17 protein-coding genes are annotated in these 25755 nt (G+C 53.6%); 11 read left to right on the top strand and 6 right to left on the bottom strand.

The genetic code is table 11. The features are described from left to right. Window positions 1-609 precede the first annotated feature (609 nt). Window positions 610-1497: an OmpA/MotB family protein gene (locus Q31b_RS05950; RefSeq protein ID WP_146598653.1), complete on the top strand. Its 888-nt coding sequence runs from the start codon at window positions 610-612 to the stop codon at window positions 1495-1497. Window positions 1498-1718: 221 nt separating this feature from the next. Here the strand turns inward: Q31b_RS05950 and Q31b_RS05945 are convergent, their stop codons facing one another. Further along, complete coding sequence (locus tag Q31b_RS05945; protein ID WP_146598652.1) at window positions 1719-2327, bottom strand: class I SAM-dependent methyltransferase; 609 nt, start codon at window positions 2325-2327, stop codon at window positions 1719-1721. Window positions 2328-2659: 332 nt separating this feature from the next. On the opposite strand from Q31b_RS05945, the gene Q31b_RS05940 reads away from it, so the two are divergent. The 5 genes from Q31b_RS05940 to mntR all read left to right on the top strand — a co-directional run bounded on the left by Q31b_RS05940 (window position 2660) and on the right by mntR (window position 8965). Further along, window positions 2660-3649 carry a metal ABC transporter solute-binding protein, Zn/Mn family gene (locus Q31b_RS05940; RefSeq protein WP_146598651.1) on the top strand — a complete coding sequence of 330 codons (990 nt, stop codon included), beginning with the start codon at window positions 2660-2662 and terminating at the stop codon, window positions 3647-3649. Between the two features lie 81 nt (window positions 3650-3730). Further along, the gene (locus Q31b_RS05935) at window positions 3731-4537 is read left to right on the top strand and encodes a metal ABC transporter ATP-binding protein (protein WP_146598798.1); all 807 of its coding nucleotides are present in this window, start codon (window positions 3731-3733) and stop codon (window positions 4535-4537) included. After that, window positions 4534-6099: a metal ABC transporter permease gene (locus Q31b_RS05930; RefSeq protein ID WP_231617323.1), complete on the top strand. Its 1566-nt coding sequence runs from the start codon at window positions 4534-4536 to the stop codon at window positions 6097-6099. Before Q31b_RS05935 ends, Q31b_RS05930 begins: the two co-directional genes overlap by 4 nt. Continuing rightward, a complete protein-coding gene (locus Q31b_RS05925; RefSeq protein ID WP_146598650.1) occupies window positions 6096-7439 on the top strand; it encodes a metal ABC transporter permease in 1344 nt (447 codons plus the stop codon). Before Q31b_RS05930 ends, Q31b_RS05925 begins: the two co-directional genes overlap by 4 nt. Before the next feature lie 1088 nt (window positions 7440-8527). Continuing rightward, window positions 8528-8965, top strand: a complete 438-nt coding sequence (gene mntR / locus Q31b_RS05920) for a manganese-binding transcriptional regulator MntR (protein WP_146598649.1) — start codon at window positions 8528-8530, stop codon at window positions 8963-8965. 393 nt (window positions 8966-9358) lie between these two features. Here the strand turns inward: mntR and Q31b_RS05915 are convergent, their stop codons facing one another. Next, window positions 9359-10321, bottom strand: coding sequence for an ABC transporter substrate-binding protein (locus tag Q31b_RS05915; RefSeq protein ID WP_146598648.1), 963 nt, complete (start codon window positions 10319-10321; stop codon window positions 9359-9361). 138 nt (window positions 10322-10459) lie between these two features. On the opposite strand from Q31b_RS05915, the gene Q31b_RS05910 reads away from it, so the two are divergent. The 3 genes from Q31b_RS05910 to Q31b_RS05900 are packed head-to-tail and all read left to right on the top strand — an operon-like array spanning window position 10460 to window position 14762. Then, window positions 10460-11188 (top strand): ABC transporter ATP-binding protein, encoded by a 729-nt coding sequence (locus tag Q31b_RS05910; RefSeq protein ID WP_231617322.1) that lies wholly within the window; start codon window positions 10460-10462, stop codon window positions 11186-11188. Next, window positions 11166-13562: an ABC transporter permease gene (locus Q31b_RS05905; protein WP_231617321.1), complete on the top strand. Its 2397-nt coding sequence runs from the start codon at window positions 11166-11168 to the stop codon at window positions 13560-13562. Before Q31b_RS05910 ends, Q31b_RS05905 begins: the two co-directional genes overlap by 23 nt. A gap of 3 nt (window positions 13563-13565) precedes the next feature. Beyond that, entirely contained in the window at window positions 13566-14762 is a 1197-nt protein-coding gene (locus Q31b_RS05900; protein WP_146598647.1) for an efflux RND transporter periplasmic adaptor subunit, read from the top strand. Between the two features lie 354 nt (window positions 14763-15116). Here the strand turns inward: Q31b_RS05900 and Q31b_RS05895 are convergent, their stop codons facing one another. Further along, window positions 15117-15566 carry a 3-hydroxyacyl-ACP dehydratase FabZ family protein gene (locus tag Q31b_RS05895; RefSeq protein ID WP_146598646.1) on the bottom strand — a complete coding sequence of 150 codons (450 nt, stop codon included), beginning with the start codon at window positions 15564-15566 and terminating at the stop codon, window positions 15117-15119. 173 nt (window positions 15567-15739) lie between these two features. On the opposite strand from Q31b_RS05895, the gene Q31b_RS05890 reads away from it, so the two are divergent. Together Q31b_RS05890 and Q31b_RS05885 are read left to right on the top strand one after the other, a co-directional pair. Beyond that, window positions 15740-17005, top strand: coding sequence for a lactate racemase domain-containing protein (locus tag Q31b_RS05890; RefSeq protein WP_146598645.1), 1266 nt, complete (start codon window positions 15740-15742; stop codon window positions 17003-17005). A 463-nt stretch (window positions 17006-17468) separates the two neighbouring features. After that, window positions 17469-18923 carry an RNA polymerase sigma factor RpoD/SigA gene (locus tag Q31b_RS05885; protein ID WP_146598644.1) on the top strand — a complete coding sequence of 485 codons (1455 nt, stop codon included), beginning with the start codon at window positions 17469-17471 and terminating at the stop codon, window positions 18921-18923. A 150-nt stretch (window positions 18924-19073) separates the two neighbouring features. On the opposite strand, the gene Q31b_RS05880 is transcribed toward Q31b_RS05885, so the two are convergent. The 3 genes from Q31b_RS05880 to Q31b_RS05870 form a co-directional block, all read right to left on the bottom strand. Then, complete coding sequence (locus Q31b_RS05880) at window positions 19074-20918, bottom strand: Gfo/Idh/MocA family protein (protein WP_146598643.1); 1845 nt, start codon at window positions 20916-20918, stop codon at window positions 19074-19076. A gap of 122 nt (window positions 20919-21040) precedes the next feature. Beyond that, the gene (locus Q31b_RS05875) at window positions 21041-21994 is read right to left on the bottom strand and encodes a TQO small subunit DoxD (protein WP_146598642.1); all 954 of its coding nucleotides are present in this window, start codon (window positions 21992-21994) and stop codon (window positions 21041-21043) included. Window positions 21995-22535: 541 nt separating this feature from the next. Continuing rightward, window positions 22536-25469, bottom strand: coding sequence for a 2-oxoglutarate dehydrogenase E1 component (locus Q31b_RS05870; protein ID WP_146598641.1), 2934 nt, complete (start codon window positions 25467-25469; stop codon window positions 22536-22538). Window positions 25470-25755 lie beyond the last annotated feature (286 nt).

Raw genomic sequence — 25755 nt, 5'->3', positions numbered from 1 at the left:
TGAGGTTCGCCAGGGATTTTGTCCAACCGAGTTTTTGATCGAGCTGATAGAAGGCGATCAGTCCGCCATCGGAGGATAGATTCTCCTCGACTTGCTCAAATTCGATCGGTTTATTGTCCCAAAAGCCCAAGACAAATTGCTGCGCAGACTGTAAACTCATGAAGGGTCTTCCTTGTTTGTCGAAAGTGCTTTGTTGTTAAACACTTAGACGCAAGAAAGGCCCTTTTTGTTTGGTGTCTCGTGAATAATCCGGGCTAGCGCTTTGAATCCTTGCTCTTGTATCCGGTTTTGCCTCGCTTGATACTCGAGTTTTCGGTCGCGACAGTCATTCATCGCAAAGTTCTTTTCTAGCCTCGGGGGGCTGTTAGGTGCGGTGGGGTAGATAGCAAATCGCAATCAGAAATCCAATTCACGGCAAATCAAGGCTCACCCCTTCCCTCCTTCCCTCCTTCCCTCCTTCACTCCTTCACTCCTTCCCTCCTTCAAGAGCCTCGATTTTTGCTCTTGCGGTGGTAGACGAAATCTTTTTACCGTCAGCGAGGTTTTAGTAGTGGATCTTGTGAAAGATGAAACCGTCCGTTTTCTGAAGTGAATCAAGAGTATAGAGCAATGCGACGATCCATCCGTCCCGCGAACATCACGCCAATCCGCAGCTTCCCGCTGACGGGGGTGAAGTCGTTCGTTGGCATTGCATCGATCTTCGTCGGCTCGTTGCTCGTTGGCTGCAACCAAAATCCGTACTTAGCCAACACGAATGGTGCCAGTCCTTGGCAGACGCCGCAAACCGCTGCGGTTCAACCTTCCGATGCTCGCATCGCAGAGCTGAGTCGGCGTGTGCAATTGCTAGACGACAATAATCGTCAATTGCACACTCAATTGGCACAAAGCGAACAACAAGCTCAAGTTTATCGAGAAGAATTAGGGCTGGTCCGAAAGCAGTTATCCGACACGACACGCCAATTCGAGTCAACGGCGATCGCAGCCAAGCAAGCTGAAAGCCAGGTTCGCGGTTATCAGGCGTCGACCCAGATGCGTGGTGGCGCAACCATTCGGCCAAACACGGACTTAGCACAATTGGCCGGTCGGTTAAATCTGGGGGGGATCCCGGTCGAAAAAAATGGTGACGTGATTCGCATCGTCGTACCCGCCGACCAATTGTTCCAACCTGGAACGACCCAATTATTGCCGCAAGCTGCATCGACGATCGACCCGATTGCCGCACAACTTCGCGCGATCTTTCCAAACCAACGCATTGGAGTGGAAGGTTATACCGACGATTCGCCGCTGTACGGAGGCCAAGTTGCAACGAGTCACCAATTGGCTGCGGGTCAGTCTGCTGCGGTCTTGGAACTGCTAACACGGCGAGCAGGGATGCCAGCCCAGCAGTTATTCACGGTCGCACAAGGCGCCAACAATCCTCGCCAACCAAACACCTCTGCCGCGGGCCGCGCCGCCAACCGCCGCATCGAGTTGGTGATCTATCCCGAAACGTTTTGAGTTGCCAGTTGCGAGTGCTTTGTCCAGATTGAAAATTAGGGTTGGTCGTAGTGGACGAGGTTACGAGTCCCTGACAGCACCGCGGTCCCCAAGGACTCGTTACCTCGTCCAGTACCCAAAAACGAGACCTTGCCGCACGACGAGTGATTCAACAAGATCCACTCCGATCGATCCTGGTTCTCATTCCAGGTAAGGAAAATTGTGCCACAACGGCACATGAATCAATAGGGGCCGTTTTTTCGCCATGTGTAGATCGTTAGCGGTGGGATGTTTAACCAAACCATTTCAGTCGATTCGGGGGTTCCGAAATGCTTCTCAGCGTAGCGGGCTACGTCGTTTCGTAATTGATAGGCGATGAAGGTCCCGTCGCTGGCAAGTACGCGGTGAATCGATTGCATGATCGAAGCAGCGGCATCGGGGGAGAGCGATGAGAAAGGGATGCCCGAGAGGATCACGTCGGGTGAACGGACGTCGTGAGCCAACAAGATTCGCTCGAGTTCGATCACATCTCCATGCTCGATCGTCAACCGTGCGTCGTCAATCGAACGAAGCGGTTCGATAAAACCTTCCGTCTTTTCGATGGCCAATACGCGGCATGTATCGTTTGCGCGATCCAAAATCGCTTCGGTCGTCCCCCCCGTGCCTGGACCAAGATCGATGATCGATGACGCGGTCTTGATACAATCGCGGTCGACAATTTGATTCAGCAAAACCGGTGAACTGGGGACGACCGATGCGACTTGAGTCGGTTCACGTAACCATTCTTGGAAAACCGCAGCAGCGCAATTCCAGTAGTTCCGGCTACGAAAACGAGCAGCATGGGTGGACATTGGGGTTGCCTGGGAGTTGGGAGTTGGGAGTTGGGAGTTGGGAGTTGGGAGTTGGGAGTTGGGAGTTGGGAGTTGGGAGTTGGGAGTTGGGAGTTGTGCAAGTGTCGTGCCGAAGCTTTGTGCTTGCTGATAGCTACCGCTTTGTCAGCATGGGAGCTTAGGTCGTGATGGGCTGTTTGAAAGCTGTTGTTTACCGCTTTTCTGATTGCGTTGGACCGATGGTCGCTCCTTGAGACCTAAGAGGAGACCTACTGGACGGGAAATGTAGCAATGGCTACTATGGGGTCGTTTTGCTGAGGGCAACGATTTCTTCTATTGGGATTCTCTCTCTGATGATGCGTTTCGCTTCTGTTTGCGTCTTGATCTTGGTTGTGATTGCGGGTTGCAAGGGGACGATGGAGTCCACCATCCCGACTGGCTCTGCCACCGTCGATCCTGATTCACCGATTGCGGTGACCACGACCGTTGGGATGGTTGCCGATTTGGTGCGGACGGTCGGTGGTGACCGCGTCGAGGTGACTCAGATCTGTGGCCCGGGCGTTGACCCACACCTCTACAAAGCAACTCGCGACGATGTCCAAACGATGATGACCGCTGATGTGATTTTTTACAGCGGTCTGATGCTGGAGGGCAAAATGACCGACACCCTCGTCAAGATGGCTCGAGGGAAACCGGTGGTGGCGATCACCGAAGCGCTTGATGAGAATACGTTGTTGGAACCCTCCGAGCTATCGGGGCATTATGACCCTCATGTTTGGATGGATGTATCGGCATGGTCGAAGTGTGTGGAGGTCATCGCCGATGAGCTTTCTGCGATCGACCCACCGTCCGAGGCGGCGTACCGCGAGCGGGCGGAAACGCTGCGTCGAGAACTGGCAAAACTTCACGAGTATGGCAAACGGGTGATTGCGACGATCCCCGAAGGCAGCCGCGTTCTTGTCACTTCGCACGATGCGTTCAACTATTTTGGACGTGCCTACGGATTGGAGGTGATGGGCGTGCAAGGGATTTCGACCGAGTCGGAAGCAGGCTTGCAGCGGATCAATGAGCTGGTCGATCTACTGGTCAATAAAAAAGTCAAAGCGGTTTTTGTCGAGAGCAGCGTGCCGCGAAAAAATATCGATTCGCTCGTCGAAGGGGCTCGCTCGCGAGGTCACGAGGTCGTGGTGGGTGATAAGGAACTGTTCAGCGATGCGATGGGCGCGGCGGGGACCTACGAAGGTACCTACATCGGGATGCTCGATCACAACTTCACTTTGGTCGCTCGCGGGCTTGGCGGTGAAGCACCGCAGGACGGTTTTCAGGGAAAGTTAAGCCAGTAGGTGCGTATGCTTCCAGCTTGCGTTTTCCAAACGGATGGCAAGCTAGGAAGCTTACCCCACTTGAATGAAACAGTTGAGCAAATGAATCGAGAGACGAACAAACCGGACGGTGGCAAGAACGCGGAATCGATTGCTTTGTCGATCGATGATTTAACCGTTGCCTATCACCGCAAACCGGTGATTTGGGATGTGACATTGGACCTGCCGGCTGGTTCGTTGATTGGGATTGTTGGTCCCAATGGTGCTGGGAAGAGTACGCTGCTAAAGGCGATCATGAATTTGGTGCCGACGGCGTCGGGGCGAGTGGAGGTGTTTGGAAAACCGTACCGAGAAAATCGGCACCGCGTCGGCTATGTGCCTCAACGCGAAAGTGTCGATTGGGATTTCCCCGTCGATGCGCTCGATGTGGTCACGATGGGGTTGTACAGCCAAATTGGTTGGTGCATGCCGGTGCGAAAGAAGCATCGGATGGCGGCTTTAGAGGCCCTGCGCCGCGTCGGCATCGCGGATTTAGCCTATCGGCAAATCAGTCAATTGTCGGGTGGTCAACAACAGCGTACGTTCTTGGCTCGCGCGTTGGTGCAGGACGCGGATCTGTATTTGATGGACGAACCGTTCGCAGCGGTCGATGCGTCGACCGAGAAAGCGATTGTGGATCTGCTGCGTGAGCTGAATTCGCGTGGCAAAACGGTCGCCGTGATTCATCACGATCTGCAAACCGTTCCCGAGTATTTTGACTATGTCGTTTTATTGAACATGCGAGTGGTCGCACACGGTCCCGTCGAGGAAACGTTCACGTCGGAGAATTTGCAGAAGACCTATGGAGGCCGTTTGACGCTACTTGATGAGGTCAGTGAGGCGATGCGGCGTCGGGAGCGATCGTTATGATTCGTCCGTTCTTAAGTCGTGGCACAGGCTTCCAGCCTGTGAATCGCAGCTCACAGGCTGGAAGCCTATGCCACGCGTTGCAAACGATGGTATTTCTGTTCCTGTTTTCAATGGCTCCCGTTGCGTGCACCGCCCAATCATCGACCGAGTCGATAGCGGGTCGCAGTGTGACCTGGCCGACGCCGTCCCAGTGGCGCCGGGTCGTCTTGCTGGAAGACTATAACACTCGCGTGGTCCTCTTCGGGGTCACCGTGCTCGGAGCGGCTGCTGGTTTGGTGGGCAGTTTTACGTTACTGCGAAAACGAGCTTTGCTCGGCGATGCCTTGTCGCACGCCACGTTACCGGGGTTGGCACTTGCCTTTATCGTCGCCAGTGGTTTGGGGATGGATGGCAAATCGTTGCCGATTCTGTTATTCGGTGCAACACTTAGCGGCTTGCTAGGAGTCGCGGTCGTGTTGATCGTGCGGTCGCAAACACGCTTGAAAGAGGATGCGGGATTGGGGATCGCCCTGAGCGTTTTTTTTGGGGCGGGGATGGCACTGCTCGGCGTTGTCCAGCAGATGGATACGGGACATGCGGCTGGGCTAGAAAGTTTTATCTATGGCAAAACCGCGTCGATGAACGCCAACGATGCCAACTTGATCGCGGCAGCATCGTTGATCGGAATCGCTGGCTGTTTATTCCTCTTTAAAGAGTTCAAATTGCTCTGCTTCGACGAAAGTTTTGCCGGTTCACGAGGTATGCCGGTCTTGGGCCTCGACCTCGCTCTAATGTCTTTGGTTGTCTTGGTAACGATCGTGGGACTGCAGGCGGTAGGCTTGATCCTAGTCGTTGCTTTGTTTGTGACCCCTGCGGCGGCGGCCCGATTTTGGACCGAGAAGATGTGGGTGACGGCATGGTTGGCGGCACTGATTGGTGGTGTTGGAGGCGTGCTTGGGGGGGCCGCCAGTGCGTTGTTTCCACGATTACCCTCGGGGGCGATGATCGTGTTGGCGTCCACCACGCTGTTTGGCTGCAGTATGCTTTTTGGGACCGAGCGTGGTTTACTGGTTCGCTGGCACCGACGATATAGCGTCAATCGACGTATTCGTAGACAGCATTTGCTTCGCGGGCTTTATGAGTTGTTGGAGCTTGGCGCATCGGGGGCATCGGGCGAATCGGGGGCATCGGGGGCATCGGGCGATCACGCGACATTAAAATCGAAGTCGATTTCCATCGATCAGTTGATGGCGATACGAAGTTGGTCAAAACGGCAATTGTGGCGAACGATTCGATCAGCCGCCCGCGAGGAATTGGTGACGATTGGTGAGCAAGCGATCGGGTTGACGAGAGCGGGGTACGTCGAAGGTGCTCGACTGACTCGCCAGCATCGGTTGTGGGAATTGTATTTGATTACGCATGCCGAGGTGGCTGCCAGCCGCGTGGATCGTGATGCCGATGCGATCGAGCATGTTCTTGGACCCGATATGATTGACGAGTTAGAGACGCTATTGGAACAGCGACCGGTTGAGATCGCGGTACCGGAGTCACCGCACACGACATCCGACGGAGTGGCGACATGACTTGGAATTGGCAACTCGATGGCTGGATCGTCACGGCAGGCGTTTTGTGTGCGGTTGCATCCGCACTTCTGGGGAATTTTCTGGTACTTCGCCGCTTGAGTATGCTGGGGGATGCGGTTTCCCATGCGGTATTACCGGGCTTGGCAGCCGCGTTTTTTATCAGCAATAGTCGTAGTAGTTTGCCGATGTTTTTGGGGGCGGTGATTGTTGGCATTTTGACCGCTTTGTTTACTGAGTGGATTCGAGGTGTCGGTAAAGTCGATGAAGGCGCGTCGATGGGGGTCGTCTTCACGTCGTTGTTCGCATTCGGATTGATCATGATTGTGCAAGCAGCCGACCAAGTCGATTTGGATGCCGGCTGCGTTTTGTACGGGGCGATCGAGCTGACACCACTCGATCGGTTGTCGCTATTTGGCTTCGATTTTCCGCGAGCGGTGTGGGTGCTCGGGGCGGTGGCGATCATCAATCTGTTCTTTGTCCTGCTCTTTTTCAAAGAACTTAAGCTCACTTCCTTCGATAGGTCATTGGCCACATCGATGGGGTTTTCCGCTTGGGCGATGCATTACGCCTTGATGGTGTTGGTGGCTGTGACCGCGGTCGCCAGTTTCGAGAGCGTCGGGAATATTCTGGTGGTCGCGATGTTTATTGTGCCGCCTGCGACCGCTTACCTTTTGACCGATCGATTGGGAGTGATGATCTTCTTGTCGGCTTTGGTTGCCGCCGTTGGTGCGATTAGCGGACATGTGGCGGCCGTGATAACGCCGACTTGGTTTGGTTATCAAAGTACGACGACTGCCGGAATGATGGCGGTCATGGTTGGGCTGTTTTTTACGGTGGCGTTGTTGTTCGCACCCCAGCAAGGGCTCGTCGTTCGCTGGGTCCGAAACCGAGCGTTGTCCCTACGAATTCTTTGCGACGATATCGTCGCGACGATGTATCGGCAACATGAGCGTGTATCGTCGGATTCAAGCAACGGCAACGCAAGAACGATTAGCCGGGCTTATTTGGCGGATGAGTTGTTTTCATCGCGGTTGCAACTTTGGACCGCACTTCGATCGCTTTCTCGTCGAGGGGAGCTACGGCAACAAGACGATCAATATCAATTGACACTCCTCGGCAAGCAACACGCTCAAGAATTGGTTCGCTCACATCGACTATGGGAACAGTACTTGGTGTCCGAAGCAAGCCTCGATGCAGCGAAGATTCACGACAAAGCCGAGCGACTCGAGCACTTTACCGATCGTAGTTTGCGCGACAACTTGTCGGATGCTACCGATACACCCTCCTTCGACCCTCACGGCCGAGAAATACCACCCGAACACAATGAGCGTCCGTCGTAGCCTAGGCTTCTAGCCTGGGTTTGTCCGTGTTACTAGTTTTGTAGTTTTCCCAGGCTGGAAGCCTGGGCCACGACGGCCGAGAAATACGACCCGAACACAATGAGCGTCCGTCGTAGCCTAGGCTTCTAGCCTGGGTTTGCCGTGTTACTGGTTTTGTAGTTTTCCCAGGCTGGAAGCCTGGGCCACGACGGCCAAGAAATACGACCCGAACACAATGAGCGTCCCTCGTAGCCTAGGCTTCTAGCCTGGGTTTGCCGTGTTACTGTTTTGTAGTTTTCCCAGGCTGGAAGCCTGGGCCACGACGGCCAAGAAATACGACCCGAACACAATGAGCGTCCGTCGTAGCCTAGGCTTCTAGCCTGGGTTTGCCGTGTTACTAGTTTTGTAGTTTTCCCAGGCTGGAAGCCTGGGCCACGACGGCCGAGAAATACGACCCGAACACAATGAGCGTCCCTCGTAGCCTAGGCTTCTAGCCTGGGTTTGCCGTGTTACTGGTTTTGTAGTTTTCCCAGGCTGGAAGCCTGGGCCACGACGGCCGAGAAATACGACCCGAACACAATGAGCGTCCGTCGTAGCCTAGGCTTCTAGCCTGGGGTTGCCGTGTTACTAGTTTTGTAGTTTTCCCAGGCTGGAAGCCTGGGCCACGACGGCCAAGAAATACGACCCGAACACAATGAGCGTCCCTCGTAGCCTAGGCTTCTAGCCTGGGTTTGCCGTGTTACTAGTTTTGTAGTTTTCCCAGGCTGGAAGCCTGGGCCACGACGGCCGAGAAATACGACCCGAACACAATGAGCGTCCGTCGTAGCCTAGGCTTCTAGCCTGGGTTTGCCCGTGTTACTAGTTTTGTAGTTTTCCCAGGCTGGAAGCCTGGGCCACGACGGCCAAGAAATACCACCCGAACACAATGAGCGTCCGTCGTAGCCTAGGCTTCTAGCCTGGGTTTGCCCGTGTTACTAGTTTTGTAGTTTTCCCAGGCTGGAAGCCTGGGCCACGACGGTTCTGGTGATTGTTGGGACGATAGAAAAGTGATATCGTGATCCGCCCGTTGTCGGTCGACCACCTTCATTCTTCTTTTGGATTTCGTATCTTTGAATTCTCGAAAAGCCAACTCGAAAAAGGTCGTTGCTTCACGGTCACACCAGCGAATTCGGTTGGATCATTCCAGTGAGAAGGCTGAGGATTATGTGGAGGCCGTAGCCGATATTTTGATAGACAAAGATGAATGCCGAGTTGTCGATTTGGCTGCCTTTTTCGGGGTCAGCCATGTTACGGTGACCCGCATCGTCGCTCGTTTGGTTGGCGAAGGACTATTGGAAACGCAGCCTTATCGCCCCATCTGCTTGACGGCCAAAGGGCAGCGGTTGGCGGTTGAATCTCGCAGGCGACATCAAATCGTTCACGATTTTCTGTTGGCGATCGGTGTCGACGATGCAACCGCCGCACACGATGCCGAGGGGATCGAGCATCACGTCAGTCCCACGACGCTGTCGAAGCTAGAAAAATTGACCGCTGATCTGAATCCGTAGGCGAGTCTCTCCGAGACTCGTGGATTTTGGCGTCTCGGAGAGACGCCGCTACTGTGTTTCGAGTAGTCGAGTCTCTCCGAGACTCGTGGGATTTGGCGTCTCGGAGAGACGCCGCTACTGTGTTTCGAGTAGTCGAGTCTCTCCGAGACTCGTGGGATTTGGCGTCTCGGAGAGACGCCGCTACGGTGTTTCGAGTAGACGCGTCTCTCCGAGACTCGTGGGTTTTGGCGTCTCGGAGAGACGCCGCTACTGTGTTTCGAGTAGTCGAGTCTCTCCGAGACTCGTGGATTTTGGCGTCTCGGAGAGACGCCGCTACTGTGTTACGAGTAGTCGAGTCTCTCCGAGACTCGTGGGGTTTTGGCGTCTCGGAGAGACGCCGCTACGGTGACGCCGCTATTTCAGAAACTCTGTTGTGAAACAGTCGTTTGGATCGACGACGCCTTTTTCGATGACGTCGAGATCCTGCATCTGGTCAACGAGTGTTTGCCAACGGTCGTGAGTCATCTCCCCTATTGACTCCATCGGCTGGTTGTTTGGCAGAGCAAGCGTTCGTAGTTCCGCTTCGCCGAACTGTAACGCTTCGGCGGTCATCCCATGCTGATTTGCCGCCAAAATTGCGGCGTTGCCTTTCGTAGGATCCGTCAAGTAGTTTTGCCAGCCGGTGCGAGTTGCTTGTACGAATTGACGAACTCGTTCGGGCTCGGTTCGAATCATTTTGCCACTGGTAACCAAAACGCTTGAGTAGGGATTCCAGCCGATATCACTGAGCATCAGCTTGCGTACCTTGACCCCTTGTTGTTCTGCCAAATGCGGTTCGGCGAACGAGTAGGCTTGGATGGCAAAACCTTGGCTGGTAACGAGTGACGTGACGCTGTTGTGGTAGGGAACTTCGGTGACCTGATCCAACAAGCCTTTCGAACGCATGAATTGGAGGAACACTCGCCCCGGATTTCGCTGGAGTGTCACGCCTGCTAAGTCGTCGAGAGTCTGGATGCCGCTATCTTCGCGAACGAGAATACAGCGTGGATGGTTTTGCATCGCTGCCAAGACGGCAACCACATCCGCTCCTTGGGCTCGGAATAGGACCACATCGTCCGCATTCGTCACTGCAAATTGAACGCGTCCGAGCACCAATTCGGGTGCAACCGGTGTCGGGCCACCGCCAGGACGAATTTCGACATCCAATCCCGCTTCCGCGTACGTTCCGTCCGCCAATGCCTGGTACAGCCCGCCATGCTCCGATTCGGGATACCAATTCAACTGGGCGAACGTTTTTCCGGAGTCGGTTTCGCGGTTGTTACAGCCCAAGGCGGCAAGCATCAGGCACAAGCCAAGTAAGAAAAATCGATGGTTCATGAGTATTGGATCGAGTGAGTTCGTTGATGTTCAGAAGCAATTCAGGCCGTTTTACTTTATGATAGTGTTTCGTCGAGTTGTAGGGGAAACCAATCTCGCTCGGAGAGCCGAGTGGCATACCATCGAAAGAAAAATCGTTTGACAAATACAAAACCCGATACACCGACTGCCGTGTTTCGAGCGGTCGATGTCACGAAAGTCTACCAGATGGGCGAGGTCTCCGTACCTGCGCTGCGTGGTGTGAGTTTGGAGTTGTTCGAGGGTGAATTTGTCGTCTTGCTCGGTGCATCAGGGAGCGGGAAATCGACGCTCCTAAATATTCTCGGTGGACTTGACGTTCCGACGTCTGGGACGGTGTACTATCTCGACGATGACTTGACGGCTAGTGACCCAGCGGTTCTGACTCGCTACCGTCGTGATAGCGTTGGATTTGTGTTCCAATTTTACAATTTGATCCCCAGCCTTACCGCCCGTGAAAATGTCGAATTGATCACCGAGATCGCCGAGTCTCCGATGCGAGCCCTTGATGCTCTTGAGCTCGTCGGTTTGAAGGAGCGTGCGGACCATTTTCCGGCGCAACTTTCGGGCGGTGAGCAGCAGCGTGTCGCGATTGCCCGGGCGATTGCGAAAAATCCGAAGGTACTTCTTTGCGACGAACCGACCGGAGCGCTCGATGTCAAAACCGGCATCGTGGTACTTGAAGCGATCTCACGAATCAACCAAGAACTTGGGACAACGACGGCTGTGATTACCCACAATGCTGAAATCGCTCGGATTGCGGATCGTGTTATCTCCCTTTCCGATGGTCAAATTGGTGACGTGAAGGTGAACGAAACGAAACTCGATGTTTCGGAGCTTGCTTGGTGAGACGCGTCCTGTGAAAAAACTCGATCGAAAACTGCTTCGAGACCTTTACCATCTACGGGGACAGGCGACGGCGATTGGACTTGTCATCGCTACCGGTGTCGCGACATTTGTGATGTCGATGTGCGCCTATCAATCGCTAAAGACCTCAAAGGATTCCTTCTATCGTGAATATCGCTTTGCTGACGTTTTCGCTTCGACTCAGCGAACTCCTAACGCGATGTTACCCCGGCTAGCGGAGATTTCAGGGGTTGCAGCAATCGAAACTCGATTGGTTTACGATATCTTGCTTGATGTTCCTGGGATGACCGAACCGGCGACGGCCCGCTTGATTAGTATCCCTGACGTTGGCCAAAGCAAACTCAACCAAGTCTACATTACACGTGGACGAATGTTGCAAACCCAACGAGCCGGAGAAGTGGTCGTTTCGGAGGTGTTTGCCGATGCCCATGGGTTTGTTCCGGGGGATCGTGTCCGCGGCATTATCAATGGTAAGACGCAAGAGTTGAAAATCGTCGGCATTGCTCTTTCGCCTGAATATGTCATTCAAATCCAACCGGGAGCGATGTTACCAGATGATCGCCGGTTCGGCATCTTTTGGATGAGCGAACGAGAACTCGAAGCGGCCTTTGATATGTCGGGTGCGTTCAATAACGTCGCGGTTCGATTGGCTTACGGCAGTCGTGTCGAAAGCGTCATCGACGATCTCGATCGGCTGCTACGCCCGTTTGGATCGGTGGGTGCGTACGATCGTGATGAGCAGCTTTCGTATCAATACGTCAGCGATGAAATGGCGCAACTTCGCGGCATGGCGATCATCACTCCGTCCATCTTTCTGGGCGTTGCCGCTTTCCTACTCAACATTGCCATCTCGCGAATGATCGTGCAGCAGCGTGAACAGATTGCAACGTTAAAGGCGTTTGGTTATTCGAATCTAGAAGTCGGCGCTCACTATTTGAATCTCGTGCTTGTGATCACGTTTGTCGGAACGATCCTTGGGACATTGGTCGGGTTTTGGATGGGAGCGAATATGTTGGGAATGTACGACGAGTTTTACAAGTTTCCTTCGCTCCGATTTCAGATCAATTGGTCCGCTGTCGCTGGCGGTTTTCTGCTTACTTCGATCACGGCGGTCGTGGGGACGTTTGTAGCGGTCCAGGGTGCGGTTCGATTGCCGCCAGCCGAAGCGATGCGTCCTGAGCCACCTCCAAGTTTTCGTCCATCGTGGGTCGAGCGAATCTTGCCTCGTCAATCGCTGGCACCGGAGATGCGGATGGTCGTCCGCAACCTGACTCGTCGCCCCATCAAGGCATCGTTATCGGTGATAGGAATCGCAATGGCCGTCGCCGTTATGATCCTGGGGAATTTTTCTCTCGACGCGATGAACTATATGATGGATTTCCAATTCCGGATGGCCCAGCGCCAAGATTTGACAGTGACATTCGTCGAGCCTGCGACCGAGTCGGTCATCTACGAGGTCCAAAACTTGGATGGCGTCTTGGAGAGTGAAACGATGCGATCGGTGGCAACCCGAATCCGTTACCAAAACCGGTCACGCCGCATTGGATTGATGGGTTTAGAACCTGATGCAAAACTGTTTCGTTTGCTCGATGCGGATGAGAAAGTTGTTCGTGTCCCCGATTTCGGCATCATGCTTAATTCGAAATTGGCCGCAATTTTGGGAGCGTCCGTGGGCGATGAGGTGATCGTCGAAGTGCTCGAGGACAAACGGCCAACCTTGACATTGGAAGTGTCGGCGATCGTTGAAGAGTACTCGGGGGTGAACGCCTATATGAACAAACACCGTTTGCACGCTGCGTTGATCGAATCCAATGTTGCTTCGGGAGCGTTTTTAAGAGTCGACTCGAATCGGATGGACGAAGTGTTTGCGGAATTGGAAGTGCGTCCTGGAATTGGAAGCGTGACGATCAAAGATGCAATGATGCAAAGTTTCGAGAAAACGGTTGCAGAAAATCTACTGGTGATGCGCTCGACCATCATCCTTTTTGCAGTGATCATTGCGATCGGTGTTGTTTACAATACAGCTCGAATTTCATTGTCGGAAAGGAGTCGTGATTTGGCGACGATGCGAGTGGTCGGTTTTACCAATCGCGAAGTATCGACCGTCTTATTGGGCGAAATCTTTTTATTCACGATTCTGGCAATACCACTCGGATTTCTTTTCGGCTACGGTTTGTCGGCTTATGTGGCGGCAGGCTTGGATACGGAGAATTACCGAATTCCATTAATCATTCGTCGCGGTACATTCCTGTTAGCAGCAGGAGTGGTGGTCGTCGGAACCGCTCTGTCGGCTGGCTTGGTGCAACGCCAAGTTCAACATTTGGATTTAATTGGCGTGCTAAAAACAAGAGACTAATCGATGAGGTTTTCACTCAAAACATTGCTGTGGGGTACGCTGCTGATAGCTGTGGCGATGGTTGGCGTTTCGGCAATGTTCCCCAAACCGGTTGACGTCCAAGTGAGTGCGGTCGTGTCTGGCCCCTTGCGTGTCACGGTCCAAGAAGACGGCAAGACGAGGATTCGGGAAAAGTATACCGTGTCCGCTCCGGTGTCAGGCCGGTTGTCTCGGATCGAGTTGAACGAAGGCGATTTCATTACCGAGAAAACACTGTTGGCCGTTATCCTGCCGAGCGACCCCGCGATCTTAGACAAACGGACTGCTGCGGAAGCGAACGCGCGCGTTCAAGCGGCTGAATCAGCGGTGCGGCGCGCTCAGTCACGTCAGCAGCAGGCGAGGATTAACCTTGAACTTAGCGAGTCCAAGTTTGATCGCGCAAAACGTTTGCGTCCCGAAGGTGCTATCTCACAAGAAGAGTACGACATTGCGAAGTCGGAAAGGTTAGCTGCGGCCCAGGCGATTGAAACCGCATCGTTTGATTCGGAGATTGCGAGCTTTGAATTAAAAATGGCCAAAGCCGCACTCGACCAATTTTCAGCCGATGATGTCGAAGTCACGGTCGAGCCTTTTGAAATCTATTCGCCGATCACAGGCCGAGTCCTGAGGGTGTTGCAGGAGAGTTCGACGGTGGTTGCAGTCGGGACACCTTTGATCGAAGTGGGCGACCCACGAAACTTGGAGATGGAAATTGACGTTTTGTCGACCGATGCGGTGAAAATTCAAAGTGGGGCGGAGGTGACGATCGAACATTGGGGTGGTGGTTCACCACTAAAAGGAAATGTCCGTGTTGTCGAACCAGGAGCCTTCACGAAGATTTCGTCGCTTGGCGTCGAAGAGCAACGGGTCAACGTGATCGCCGATTTCAATGAGCCACCCGAGCGAATTGCGACGCTTGGCGATGGTTACCGTATCGAAGCACGGATCACGGTCAATCAATTGGACAACGCTATCCTTGTACCAAACAGCTCGCTGTTTCGACACGATCGACGGTGGCATGTTCTGGCAGTCGAGAAAGGAAAAGCGATGCTCAAGCCAGTCGAAACAGGACTGCAAAATGAGTCGCAAACGCAAATCGTCGGAGGTCTTGCCGAAGGCGATTCGGTAATCGAATACCCCAGCGATAAGCTGTCGCCCGGAACAGCGGTTCGGGTATTGTGATTTTTTGTAGCGAAAGTCGCCAAGACTTTCAGCGGAGTCAACCACTTAACCACCTCCCTCAAGCGAAGCTTGGGGGGAGGTCGAACGGGCGTAAGCCTCGTTCGGGAGGGAGCTTACGCGATCTGCTTCGTGCAAGTGCCGCACCGGCCCCCTCCCTCGCGAACGCCTAACCCGGATGATTCGCAGACTGTTTTTCGAGCAATGAACGTAAACGCTTTAAGGCGTAGACGTTAGCAAAACAATTTGCAAGCCCATGAAGAATCCGGGCTAAGCGGCATCGCTCGACCTCCTCCTTCGTTTGGGGGAGGTCGTTTCGCTCAGACATACAATCGGCGTCTCGGAGAGACGCCGCTACTATTTGACATTACTCGGGTCTGCGACGGAGCAGGCAAAATCGAGTCTGGCGGCGAGTTTACCGTTGACCGTCATTTTGCCAGTTAGGAAGAACGCATGACTGACTCGCTCTTTCAGAACAGCATGAACCTCGACAGTGTCTCCCGGCCTTACCATGCGTTTGAACTTAACATTGTCCATGCGTGTCGCCACGGGGACCAAGCTAGCACCTGCATCGTTGACACCCTCCATCTGGCTCGCCAACAAAATCGCTCCGGCTTGTAAACAGCATTCGCATTGAATGATTCCTGGTACAATCGGGTGACCTGGGAAATGACCCTGTACAAAAAATTCGTCCGAATGAAATGTTTTGCGGCAAACGATTTCGGAATCCGTTTGTGAAATGATTTCGTCAAGGAGCCGCATCGGGCTACGATGCGGAATCAATTGTTCAATTTTCTCGGCAGTCATGTTCGGGATGCTTTCCGGAAGGGGGAAGGTGGTTATTCGACGTGAAAACGTGGTCGCTCGTCAACGGGGTGACGAGCGAATTCGTTGCGCTGTCGCTGAATCCCTTGAATCTTGATACCTTATTCATTCACCTCTCTTTCCCGATTGGCCCACCAAGGATTTCTTTTAATTCGATGACGACATACTTTGCTTCCGGCAGTGAGACTGCTTCCCTAACGTATGATGATTTTCGCGGTGCTCTATCCAAGACGTTCGATGCGATTGGAATGCCCGACCGTGTTTTGCTATTGCCGCCCGATGCGACGCGGTTGTTCAGTCGAGCGGGCGAGTTGACCGTTCTCTGCCGAGAATTGCTAGGTGACCGGGTGACCGACATCATGCCTGCGCTTGGCACCCACTCGCCGATGAAACCACATCAACTGGACATGATGTTCCCAGGTGTCGATCACGATCTTTTTCGTCCGCATCTGTGGCGAGACGACGTCGTAACGCTCGGGACCGTTCCTTCGGAGTATGTTTCGAAGGTGACCGGCGGCATCTATAACAAGCCTTGGCAAGCACAAGTCAATAAGTTGCTCAAAGATGGTGGTCACGATTTGATCTTTTCTCTTGGCCAAGTCGTTCCGCACGAAGTGATCGGAATGGCGAACTACAATAAAAACGTGTTCGTTGGAACGGGTGGCAAGGATGGGATCAACGAAAGCCACTACTTGAGTGCGGTGTACGGAATCGAAGAAACACTCGGGCAAGCCAACACGCCGCTAAGACAGATTCTCAATTATGCCCAGGATGAATTTTGTCAACAGATGCCGTTGCTGTATGCGTTAACGGTCGTGGAACAGATGGCTGATGGGACCATGCACACTCGAGGTCTGTATATCGGAGACGATCACGATACTTTTTTCGAAGCGGCGGCGCTTGCCGAAAAAGTCAATGTCAAAGACTTGCCACGCCAACCCCAACATGTCGTTACCTATCTCGATCCGGCGGAGTTCAAAAGCACGTGGCTGGGCAACAAGTCGGTCTATCGTACGCGGTTGGCGATTGCCGATGGTGGGCGACTAACCGTACTTGCCCCTGCGGTCGAAGAATTTGGCGAAGACAAAGAGATCGACAAATTGATTCGGAAATATGGTTACCGGCCCAAGGCGGAAGTCATGCGGTTGGTCGAAGAGAACGAAGATTTAGCGGCGAATCCATCGGCAGCCGCTCATCTGATTCATGGTTCATCGGAAAACCGTTTCGAAGTGGTCTATGCGGCTGGGAAACTGTCGGATGAAGAAATCCGGTCGGTTGGCTATACGCCCGGAAAACTCGATGCGTTGTTGCAACGTTACGACATCCAGACGTTGGAAAATGGTTTTCATACCGACATCGACGGTAGCGAATTCTACTACGTGCAAAACCCAGCATTGGGATTGTGGCGAGCATCGGTGTAGCGGGCTGAGCGGAGGAGGGGGGGAGGCGGTTTCGTCCAGTCGTCCGATCCGACATCCCCATGGGGCGAAGGGCTGTTAGTAGGCGGGCTTGAGAGCAGGCCAAGCTGGTCTTGCTAAGCTAAATTGCGTCAAATGTGAACATTTGTACTTTGCCTTTTCCTAGGCTGATGTATAGGATTCACCGTCAAGCGATTCGCCGATTTCAGAAAATTTCGGGTTTGACGAGACTTTTCCGCTTAAACAGCGTCTAAAGGGGTAGTTCGAACACGTTATCGGCTCGCGACGTAGAAAGAGTAGCGGCAGCACAGCAAAAGCAGCCGCACGCTGTTTTGGTGCGTGTCGGAGCGGGTTGCGCGTCAAGCCGGGAAGCGGGCGATTGGCAATGTTTTCGACACAATCATAGGCATGGGGACGGCTGCATGGATCGCGGCGACGTCAACGAAACATCGATAAAGGCAAACTAATGGTTTCACTCAACTCGAATTATAGCGACCCTTTCTTCACTGGCGTGCCGATTTCAGAAAAAAATCTGGATTTGAAGGGTTTTTCTAGCTTGGAAGCGCGTGAATCAACGGAAGAGTTTGCGGATACGCTCGGCACCTATTTGAAGCAGATGGGGCGAACGCCGCTGCTGAGCAACGAAGAAGAGTTCGATTTGGCAAACAAGCTCGAGCAATCTCGCCATTGCTTCCGCCGTGAACTGCTGCGCGTCCGCTTCATCGCCGAACACGCGGTATGGACACTTCGACAAATTGTCGAAGGGAACTTGAGAGCTGACCGAACCCTAAATTATTCGGTTTCGGATGAACAGGCAAAAAGGAGTGTGCTCGGTCGCCTCGAACCGAATGTGGTGACGCTCGAATCGTTGTTGCGATTGAACCAAGCGGACTTTCAAACGATTCGGGATGATGAGGCTGCGATGAGCGTCCGTCGCGAAGCTCGGCGGCGATACCTCAGGCGTCGGGAGTCGATCGTTAACCTGATCGAAGAGTTGTCGCTCCGGCTTCCCTTTTTAGAGCAGCACTTCGAACGTTTGATTCACATGCGTAACCAAGCATTGCAGCTCCGTAGCAGCTTAGGGATCATGACGGCTGCGCAGGAGGAGCACGTTGCTCGAACCATGCTACAGACGCAACATTCACTGCGCGGACTCGACGATCGAGTGCAGGAATTGCAGCGCCGTTACGCTGCCTACACCGAGGCGAAGCAAATGCTTGTCGAGGGTAACCTTCGACTCGTTGTTTCGATTGCTAAGAAGTACCGTGGACGCGGTTTGGCGTTCCTCGATTTGATTCAAGAAGGCAACTCGGGGTTAATGCGAGCGGTTGAAAAATTCGAAGCCGATAAGGGTTTCAAGTTATCGACCTACGCAACGTGGTGGATTCGTCAAGCAATTGGTCGTGCGGTAGCGGAACAGAGCCGGACAATTCGAATCCCCGTTCACGTTGCTGGGGAAATGAACAATCTACAGCGAACGATTAGCGAACTGTATCAGCAATTGAGTCATCGCCCGACGCACCGCGAAGTCGCTGATTCCGCTGGCCTTAGTGACGAGCGGTTGGCGGTTTTGGAACGCTCCCTGAGCACGAGTTATAGTCTCGACCAAGCATCGGAAGCGGAGGTGCCTGCAAACTTGCGTGAGATGTTACCAGAGGAAAACACGGTTCCCGTTGGCACGCTCGTCGATGCGACGACTCTGCAGAACCGTTTGGAACGAATGATGCAAAAGCTCGACGATCGCGAACGGTCGATCGTGCGAATGCGGTTCGGTTTCGACGACTATGCGACGCGGACGCTATCCGAAGTCGCTTCGATTTTTAACATCAGCCGTGAACGAGTTCGGCAGATCGAACGCCGAGCGATTAAGAAGTTGCAACAAAGTGAAGCAGCTCAAACGCTCGAAGGCTTTTTGGATTAGGATCTTGATGTCGTGCCGAAGGTCGCGGTTCCGTTATTGCCTTGTCAACGTTATCGCTTAGGGTAGTGGATCTTGTTAAAGATCCTTCCGCATGTGGATCTTTAACAAGATCCACTACTGCCAACCCAGATCTTTATCCCTGACAAAGCCCTAAGCAACAGGCTTTTTCATGAAAGCTTTGGCTTCCTCGATCTTGCTGCCATCTGGGACGGCATCGGAATCGACTTTAAACCAGTCCTCTTCGAACTCCAGATAGCCGCCTTTGCCGGTGTTTGCATTCTTGAGTGCGACATTGGTTGCCATGGCAATGACGGCATCGCCCATTGCGACCTCGGGATAGCATCGCACCCGATTCTCTTTGGCTGGATTGCGAATGCAGTAGGCCCAGTGCTCGATCTCTTCTTGATAGCCTCGGCTGACCGGACCTCCGCTAGCGGCTTGGGCGGCCGGAGCAGCAAAGTCGCCACTGGCACTCGTGTCGAGTGCATACCCGCCCGCCTTTTTGCTGACACCCACTTTGCTGCTGGTGTCGCTGTTGCGGTAGAGCATGACGTCGGTTTCCTTGTCGACGACCATTGTTCCCTTGGTTCCCATCACCACTTCTCCCCAGCCGCCGAATCCGTTGCCGTTGATCGAGGAATAGGTGACAACCACTTTCTTGTTCGGGTCGGTCTCATAGCCTGGCACCGGGCCATTGCCCTTGCTCTTCGGATTGGGATACATCTCGACCCGATCGTAGTAACCGACGTCAAAGGCTTCGGAGTATTCGGGCCCAGGGAATTCGTACATGCAATAGATATGGTCGCCGACTTCGCGGTCGAGCGGCATGATGTGGCGTCCTCCCACCGCATGAACGCTAAGCGGATGAGCCTTCTTTCCATCATCACGAAGTGAGCTGAGGAAGATACTAACCGCATCGAGTTGGTGGCTGCCGAGTTCGGCCATCAAGCCGGCACCAGTGCGATCGAACAACCGCCAACGATGGAATTCTTCCATTGCCGTAAAGATTTTGTCCTGCAGCGTGAAGTCTTCGTAGCCGAATTTTTTCGGGTCGATATTCTTGTCGGCATCCCAGGCCTCGAATTGGGCAATTTCCATCTTCAAGCGGCTTTCTTCTGCAGCGTCCTTCGTTTCCGCCAACGCGTCTTTGCGGTATTGAAGGTCCTTGGCGATACGATCAAAGATCTCGCCGTTTTTCATCTTTTCACCGCCTGGAATGGGCATCGACCAACTGTCGGCACCAGGCACATTGCCACGATGCCACTGGGCGCGAATGTGGTGTAACTGTCCGAGCAGTCCCCACTGGATCATCTTCACCGCATTGTCGTACTTGATGTTGTAGTGGCGTTGGTGTCCGGTGGCCAAATGAATCGGATTTCCATCAGCACTTTCGAGTTCATCGGCCATTCGTGCCATCACCTTGCACTGGGCCACATCGTGTGCCATCAACTTTTCGGTCAAAACGTGCAGCCCCTTCTCCATCGCCTGCGCGGCGACGGGTGCATGCAGCCAAAGCGGAAGTGCGATGATGACCGCTTCGATATCGGGGTCGTTCAAACAAGCGGTGATCCCGCCGTTGGTCGAATCGTAGACCTTGACGTGTCGGCGAGCTTCCGCTTCGTCTTTGTAACCGACGCGGGAAATCAAACCAGGTCGACGGCCGAGTGCCGAAGGACTCGACCAATCGCCATTGAACGCTCGGAAGATACTGAAGGGGCGAATGTCGCAGATCGCTTTGACGTCAACATACTCCGGGTTGCAGCCACCGATCAGTACGTTGCCTTCGTCACCGGTACCGATGACGGCGATGCGAACGGGGTCGTTGACCTTTTGATACCCGAAGTAGGCTGCACCGATTCCGGCGCCACCGACTGCACCTGCCGCGACAACGCCACGAAGGAAGTCGCGACGGTTGACATCGTAATAGCTGCCGACGGCGCTGTAATAGTTTTCTTCACCAATTTTACGTTCTTCTGCTGACAGTCTATCGACCATGGTTTTGCCTTCTTCGCTATAAATGTCGCTGGTAAATGTGCGGTTAAAAAAATCTGTGTGGACAAGGGAGGTGTCGTTGCCTTGCACGGGGCAAAAGGCGACGAAACGACCGTTCTAAAGGCTTACTCGTCCTCTTTTGATGAAGTGCCATAAACTTTTCGTACGATCAGGTGCAGGAAAAAATCGAGTCCGGCGAAACGACCTGCGCCAGTTGCTGCTAAGACAAAGCAGCCCATCGCTTCGATCAATTGGTAAATGCTTGATGTCGGTCCTGTCACGGGCGGATACTGACTCAGTACGATTGAACCGAGAAATCCTGCTGCCGCTAACGCAGCGATAGGGGTAAACAATCCGAATAGCAGTAGCAAACCGACTGCGATATCGAAATAGGGCAAAATGACGTCAATGATACTCGTGTCCATCAATACGTCGCGAGGTTTCGTTAGTCGATAGGGTGACTCGGACTGCCGTTGCTTCATCGTGGCGATCGAATTCAGATTTTCGATGTAGTTTTCCCAAACTTGGTTGATCTGGTTGAGTGCCGGCGCCCCCTTGTCCAACCATTCCTTGCGAATCGCCTCGCGCTGCCCTTCCAAACTGCTAACCCCATTGCGGACGGGGTCGGTGTCGAGCTTGTCAATTCGATCTTTGCCAAATCGGTACTCTTCAATGTCCGCTTTGTTCTCCTCTAAAACCCAGTCGTACTTCTCTACCGCATCGGTGTACTCATTTTGGGCACGCTTTTCTTGTTTTTCATCAAAACCATAATGATCCGAAACGCGGTTGCGATCGGTCGCCCACGTTAGCATGATCCGATCGCGGTCGAGACGAATGGAACCGTCGTAGTCCCATACCATGGTGCGAAATTGGCCCGCCAACGGGCCCTTCGCGTTGACGAAGAATGGGGCGGCCGTCCAGTTGTCCTGCTGGACTTTGTCAACGCCTTCGGCATAAAAGTGCCAACCAATCGTCAATCGCAGTAGGACTAACATCGTAGCAGCGATAATGCTTAGCAGTCTCGGAGAAAGCTCCCAGCCCACGGCCAGACGCAGCGGCAACAACAATAGCTTTCTCACAGAACGCAGACTCCAATTTGAAGGCCAATCAGGAAACAAAAGGCTAGTGGTTCAGAAAATTTTTGATTTAGCGTGGCGGTCGTCGGCCTTGTTACAGATCCTGATACGTTGGGGCCTGTAACAAGATCCACTACGCTAAGCGAAAACTCTGACGAAACACCGTAGCACAAAATGCTTGTTTCAATCGCAACAAGGTAGGTGGGGCAGAAAGAAACCGTGAACGGTTTCCTCAAGTGAATACCTGCTCATTATGCCAATGAACTGGCGAAACGCCAAGGAGAAGCGGTCAGAAAAAGTTGGTTAATAATGTCGCAGGAAGGGCTCGTGGCAATCGATGGGCAATCGATGGGGGGGCTTGCCGATATCCGATATCGGCTGGATGGGGGATACAATCCCAGAGTCGGACGCGCAGAATCGGACGCGCAGAATCGGATGCACAGAGTCGGATGCGCAGGGTCGGACGCTCCCCTTTCCGAGCGGAGGGCAGGGCGACACCCGCGGCATAGCCGCGTTGAGAAAAACGCTGATCCGTCACGTAATCCTAAATGCCTGCGAATGCGGCTTCCATCAATTCGGCCTGCTCCATTTTGTGTGCTCCCATGCTGCCGGTGCTCGGGCTGGCCGACTCATCCCGCGATACGCATGAAAAGCTGTATTTGCTTGAAAAATCGTCGCCAAACTTCAATTTGATGTAGGACCAAGCTCCCATATTCGTGGGCTCATCTTGAACCCAGAAGATTTCGGTTCCGTCCCTGAGACCTTCCATCGTGGCCGCGACCTCATCATAGCTTAGCGGGTAAAGCTGCTCGATTCGATGGATGGCAACGTTTCGTACTTCCGATTCATTGCGTCGTTCCAGCAAGTCGTAATAGATTTTTCCTGTACATAAAAGCAGGCGTTTAGCTTCAGGCAGCTTGACTTCCGAATCGACGAGAATCTTTTCGAATCCGCCACTCGACAAATCCACCAGCGGGCTGACGGCTAAAGGGTGCCTCAGCAAGCTTTTTGGAGACAGGATCACCAGCGGTTTTCGCCATTTGCGAATCACTTGCCGCCTCAAGCAATGGAAGTACTGCGCGGGGGTTGTGGGTTGGACCACTTGAATGTTGTGCTCGGCCGCCATCGCCAAGAAGCGTTCCAAGCGAGCGCTACAATGCTCGGGGCCTTGCCCTTCGAAGCCGTGCGGCAGCAGCATCACCAAGCCGCTGAGGCGGTTCCATTTGTCCTCCGCACTGGCAATAAACTGGTCAACGATCACTTGGGCACAATTCCAGAAGTCCCCGAATTGAGCTTCCCAGACACACAAGCCGTTGGGTTGGTCTAGCGAGTAGCCGTACTCGAACCCGAGCACGCCTGCCTCGCTGAGCGGGCTATTGTAGAGTTCAAAACGCGCTTGGTCTTTGCCTAAATTGGCCAGCGGTATGTAGGTTTCGCCGGTCTTGACGCTATGCAGCACGGCGTGTCGTTGGCTAAACGTTCCACGTTGGACGTCTTGTCCGGTCATTCGGATCGGGTGGCCTTGCACCATCAGCGTTGCAAATGCAGCCGCTTCGGCACTGGCCCAATCGAGCGGCCGCTTTTCCTCCGCCATTTCACGGCGCAATGCCAACGGCCGCTTCAGTTTCTTGTTCATCGCGAAGCCGTCAGGCATCCGTGTGACCGAATCGAGCAACTTCGACAAGTGTTCTTTGTCGAAAGTCGTATCGGTCGACTCGGTCGGTTCCGGTCCGCCGTAGTATTGGGTCCAATTTGCGGCTAAAGTTTGGGTATCGGGCAAGAACGCCACGTTCTTACTCGCTTCAAACTCCGACTCCAATTTCTCGGTTCGTTCGCGTGCAATCTCTTCGGCTTCTTCGGCGGTGATTTCGCCAAGTTCCATCAGTCGGTTCAGGTACTGGATACGGACGCTTGCTCGGCGATCGATGTTGGCGTACATGCGTGGCTGAGTGAAGCGTGGTTCGTCTCCTTCGTTATGCCCCCAACGGCGGTAGGCGTACAAATCAATGACGACATCACGATGAAATTCTTTTCGGAAATCCATCGCCACCGAGACCACTTGCGCCACCGCTTCGGGATCTTCGCCATTGACATGGAAGATTGGGATTTGCAGCATTTTGGCGATGTCGGTCGCGTAAGTGGAGCTACGTCCCTGTTTCGGTTCCGTCGTGAAACCGACTTGATTGTTGATGATAACGTGCAGGGTTCCGCCGGTGCGGTAAGCGTCGAGTTCGCTGAGGTTAAGTGTTTCTTGCACCACCCCTTCGCCCGCAAACGAGGCGTCGCCGTGAATCAGGAACGTCATCACCTCTTGCCGTTTCGTGTCACCACGATGATCCTGTTTGCATCGGCACCGTCCCATCGCAACGGTGTTGACATACTCCAAGTGACTGGGGTTGAAGCAGAGTGAGATATGGATTTTTTTTCCTGCCGCGGTTTCCCAGTCGCTGCTGTAGCCAAGATGATAGCGAACGTCGCCGCCGCCACGATTTAGCTCAGGGGTGGGGTCGTTAAAGGACCAAAAGATGTTCATGGCCCGTTTTTTCAAGATATTCGCCATCACATTCAAACGCCCGCGGTGGGCCATTCCCATCACGACCTCTTGGACCTGATGTTGCCCCGCTTTTTCTAAGGCCAGATCCAGCAATGGGATGAGCGTTTCGGCGCCTTCGAGCGAAAATGTTTTTGCACCCACAAACTTGCGGCGAACGAATTCTTCAAAAATTGACGCATCGGCCAAACGGGCGTAGATCCGCCGTTGAACTTGGTGAGAAAGCTCGAGCCGGTTTTCGGTCGTTTCCATCCGTCGCTGTAACCAATCGCGGATATTGCGATTGTCAATGTGCATGAACTGGGCACCAATGCTGCGGCAATAGGTGTTTTGCAGCTTCGTCAGGATGACGTTCAAGGTACTGCCGGTCACGTTTTCGAGCGCACTGCTGTTCAGCGGCCGCTGCAAATCTTGGTCGGACAATCCGTAGAGCGTCGGGCTTAGTTCCGGCGATTCGTGTTTGAACATACCAAGCGGGTCAAGCTGGGCGACCAAGTGACCTCGAACACGGTATTCGCGGACCAGTTGGTTGACTCGGTCTTGGATCCGCGACATCCACAACGCCTGATCGGTGAGCTCATCGCCCGTCGAACCACTGCGGCTACCGGTACCATTGCGGCTACCGGCACCGCTGCGGGGACTGGCACCGCTGCGGGGACTGGCACTGCTGCGGGGACCGGCACCGCTGCGGGGACCGGCACCGTTGCGGATCGAGGCATCGTTTGGCTCGGATGAAGACGTGCTGCCCACCGTGGCTCCGGCTGGTGATTTGGCACGCAGCGAAGCTTTGCTTTTGCTCAGGACGCTATGATTCGAAGCAACCAGGAATTGCTCGAAGTAATCGCGCCAAGAATCCGAAACGGACGCAGGATCCCGAAGATACTGGACGTACAAATCGTCGATGTAGTCCAAACTGTAGCTATTCATAGCGGCAAATTTCGCCGTAGGTTGCTTTGGAGGATGTAGAAATCGATGCGCGATCTCTACGGGATGCGTTGACTTTTTGCATTATAGGAAATCTAAAAGATCCGTCCGCATGTTCCTAGTGTAGTTCGCCAAGAAATTCGCGGAAAGTTGTAATTCCTTAAGGTGGCCTCGCCGCGAAGTAACATCAAATGCGGCGATAACGGTTGCAGTGACGGTATGCATTTTCAATAACAGTGATAAAATCGGGACTCCTTCAGAGATGCTGGTGCTTGGTCAATGCCCCGTT

The sequence above is a fragment of the Novipirellula aureliae genome (assembly GCF_007860185.1).
Lineage (GTDB): Bacteria > Planctomycetota > Planctomycetia > Pirellulales > Pirellulaceae > Novipirellula_A > Novipirellula_A aureliae.
Note: the sequence above shows the minus strand (reverse complement) of the source record. Positions and strands in the feature narration are given on the sequence as shown.

Excerpts from the sequence above, each read along its gene's own strand:
- Q31b_RS05890 (WP_146598645.1), top strand. The coding sequence starts at position 15,740 with ATGACGACATACTTTGCTTCCGGCAGTGAGACTGCTTCCCTAACGTAT.
- Q31b_RS05915 (WP_146598648.1), bottom strand. The coding sequence starts at position 10,321 with ATGAACCATCGATTTTTCTTACTTGGCTTGTGCCTGATGCTTGCCGCC.
- Q31b_RS05945 (WP_146598652.1), bottom strand. The coding sequence starts at position 2,327 with ATGTCCACCCATGCTGCTCGTTTTCGTAGCCGGAACTACTGGAATTGC.
- Q31b_RS05905 (WP_231617321.1), top strand. The coding sequence starts at position 11,166 with ATGTTTCGGAGCTTGCTTGGTGAGACGCGTCCTGTGAAAAAACTCGAT.
- Q31b_RS05935 (WP_146598798.1), top strand. The coding sequence starts at position 3,731 with ATGAATCGAGAGACGAACAAACCGGACGGTGGCAAGAACGCGGAATCG.
- Q31b_RS05885 (WP_146598644.1), top strand. The coding sequence starts at position 17,469 with ATGGTTTCACTCAACTCGAATTATAGCGACCCTTTCTTCACTGGCGTG.
- Q31b_RS05930 (WP_231617323.1), top strand. The coding sequence starts at position 4,534 with ATGATTCGTCCGTTCTTAAGTCGTGGCACAGGCTTCCAGCCTGTGAAT.
- Q31b_RS05950 (WP_146598653.1), top strand. The coding sequence starts at position 610 with ATGCGACGATCCATCCGTCCCGCGAACATCACGCCAATCCGCAGCTTC.
- Q31b_RS05925 (WP_146598650.1), top strand. The coding sequence starts at position 6,096 with ATGACTTGGAATTGGCAACTCGATGGCTGGATCGTCACGGCAGGCGTT.
- Q31b_RS05895 (WP_146598646.1), bottom strand. The coding sequence starts at position 15,566 with ATGACTGCCGAGAAAATTGAACAATTGATTCCGCATCGTAGCCCGATG.
- Q31b_RS05880 (WP_146598643.1), bottom strand. The coding sequence starts at position 20,918 with ATGGTCGATAGACTGTCAGCAGAAGAACGTAAAATTGGTGAAGAAAAC.
- Q31b_RS05940 (WP_146598651.1), top strand. The coding sequence starts at position 2,660 with ATGATGCGTTTCGCTTCTGTTTGCGTCTTGATCTTGGTTGTGATTGCG.
- Q31b_RS05870 (WP_146598641.1), bottom strand. The coding sequence starts at position 25,469 with ATGAATAGCTACAGTTTGGACTACATCGACGATTTGTACGTCCAGTAT.
- Q31b_RS05900 (WP_146598647.1), top strand. The coding sequence starts at position 13,566 with ATGAGGTTTTCACTCAAAACATTGCTGTGGGGTACGCTGCTGATAGCT.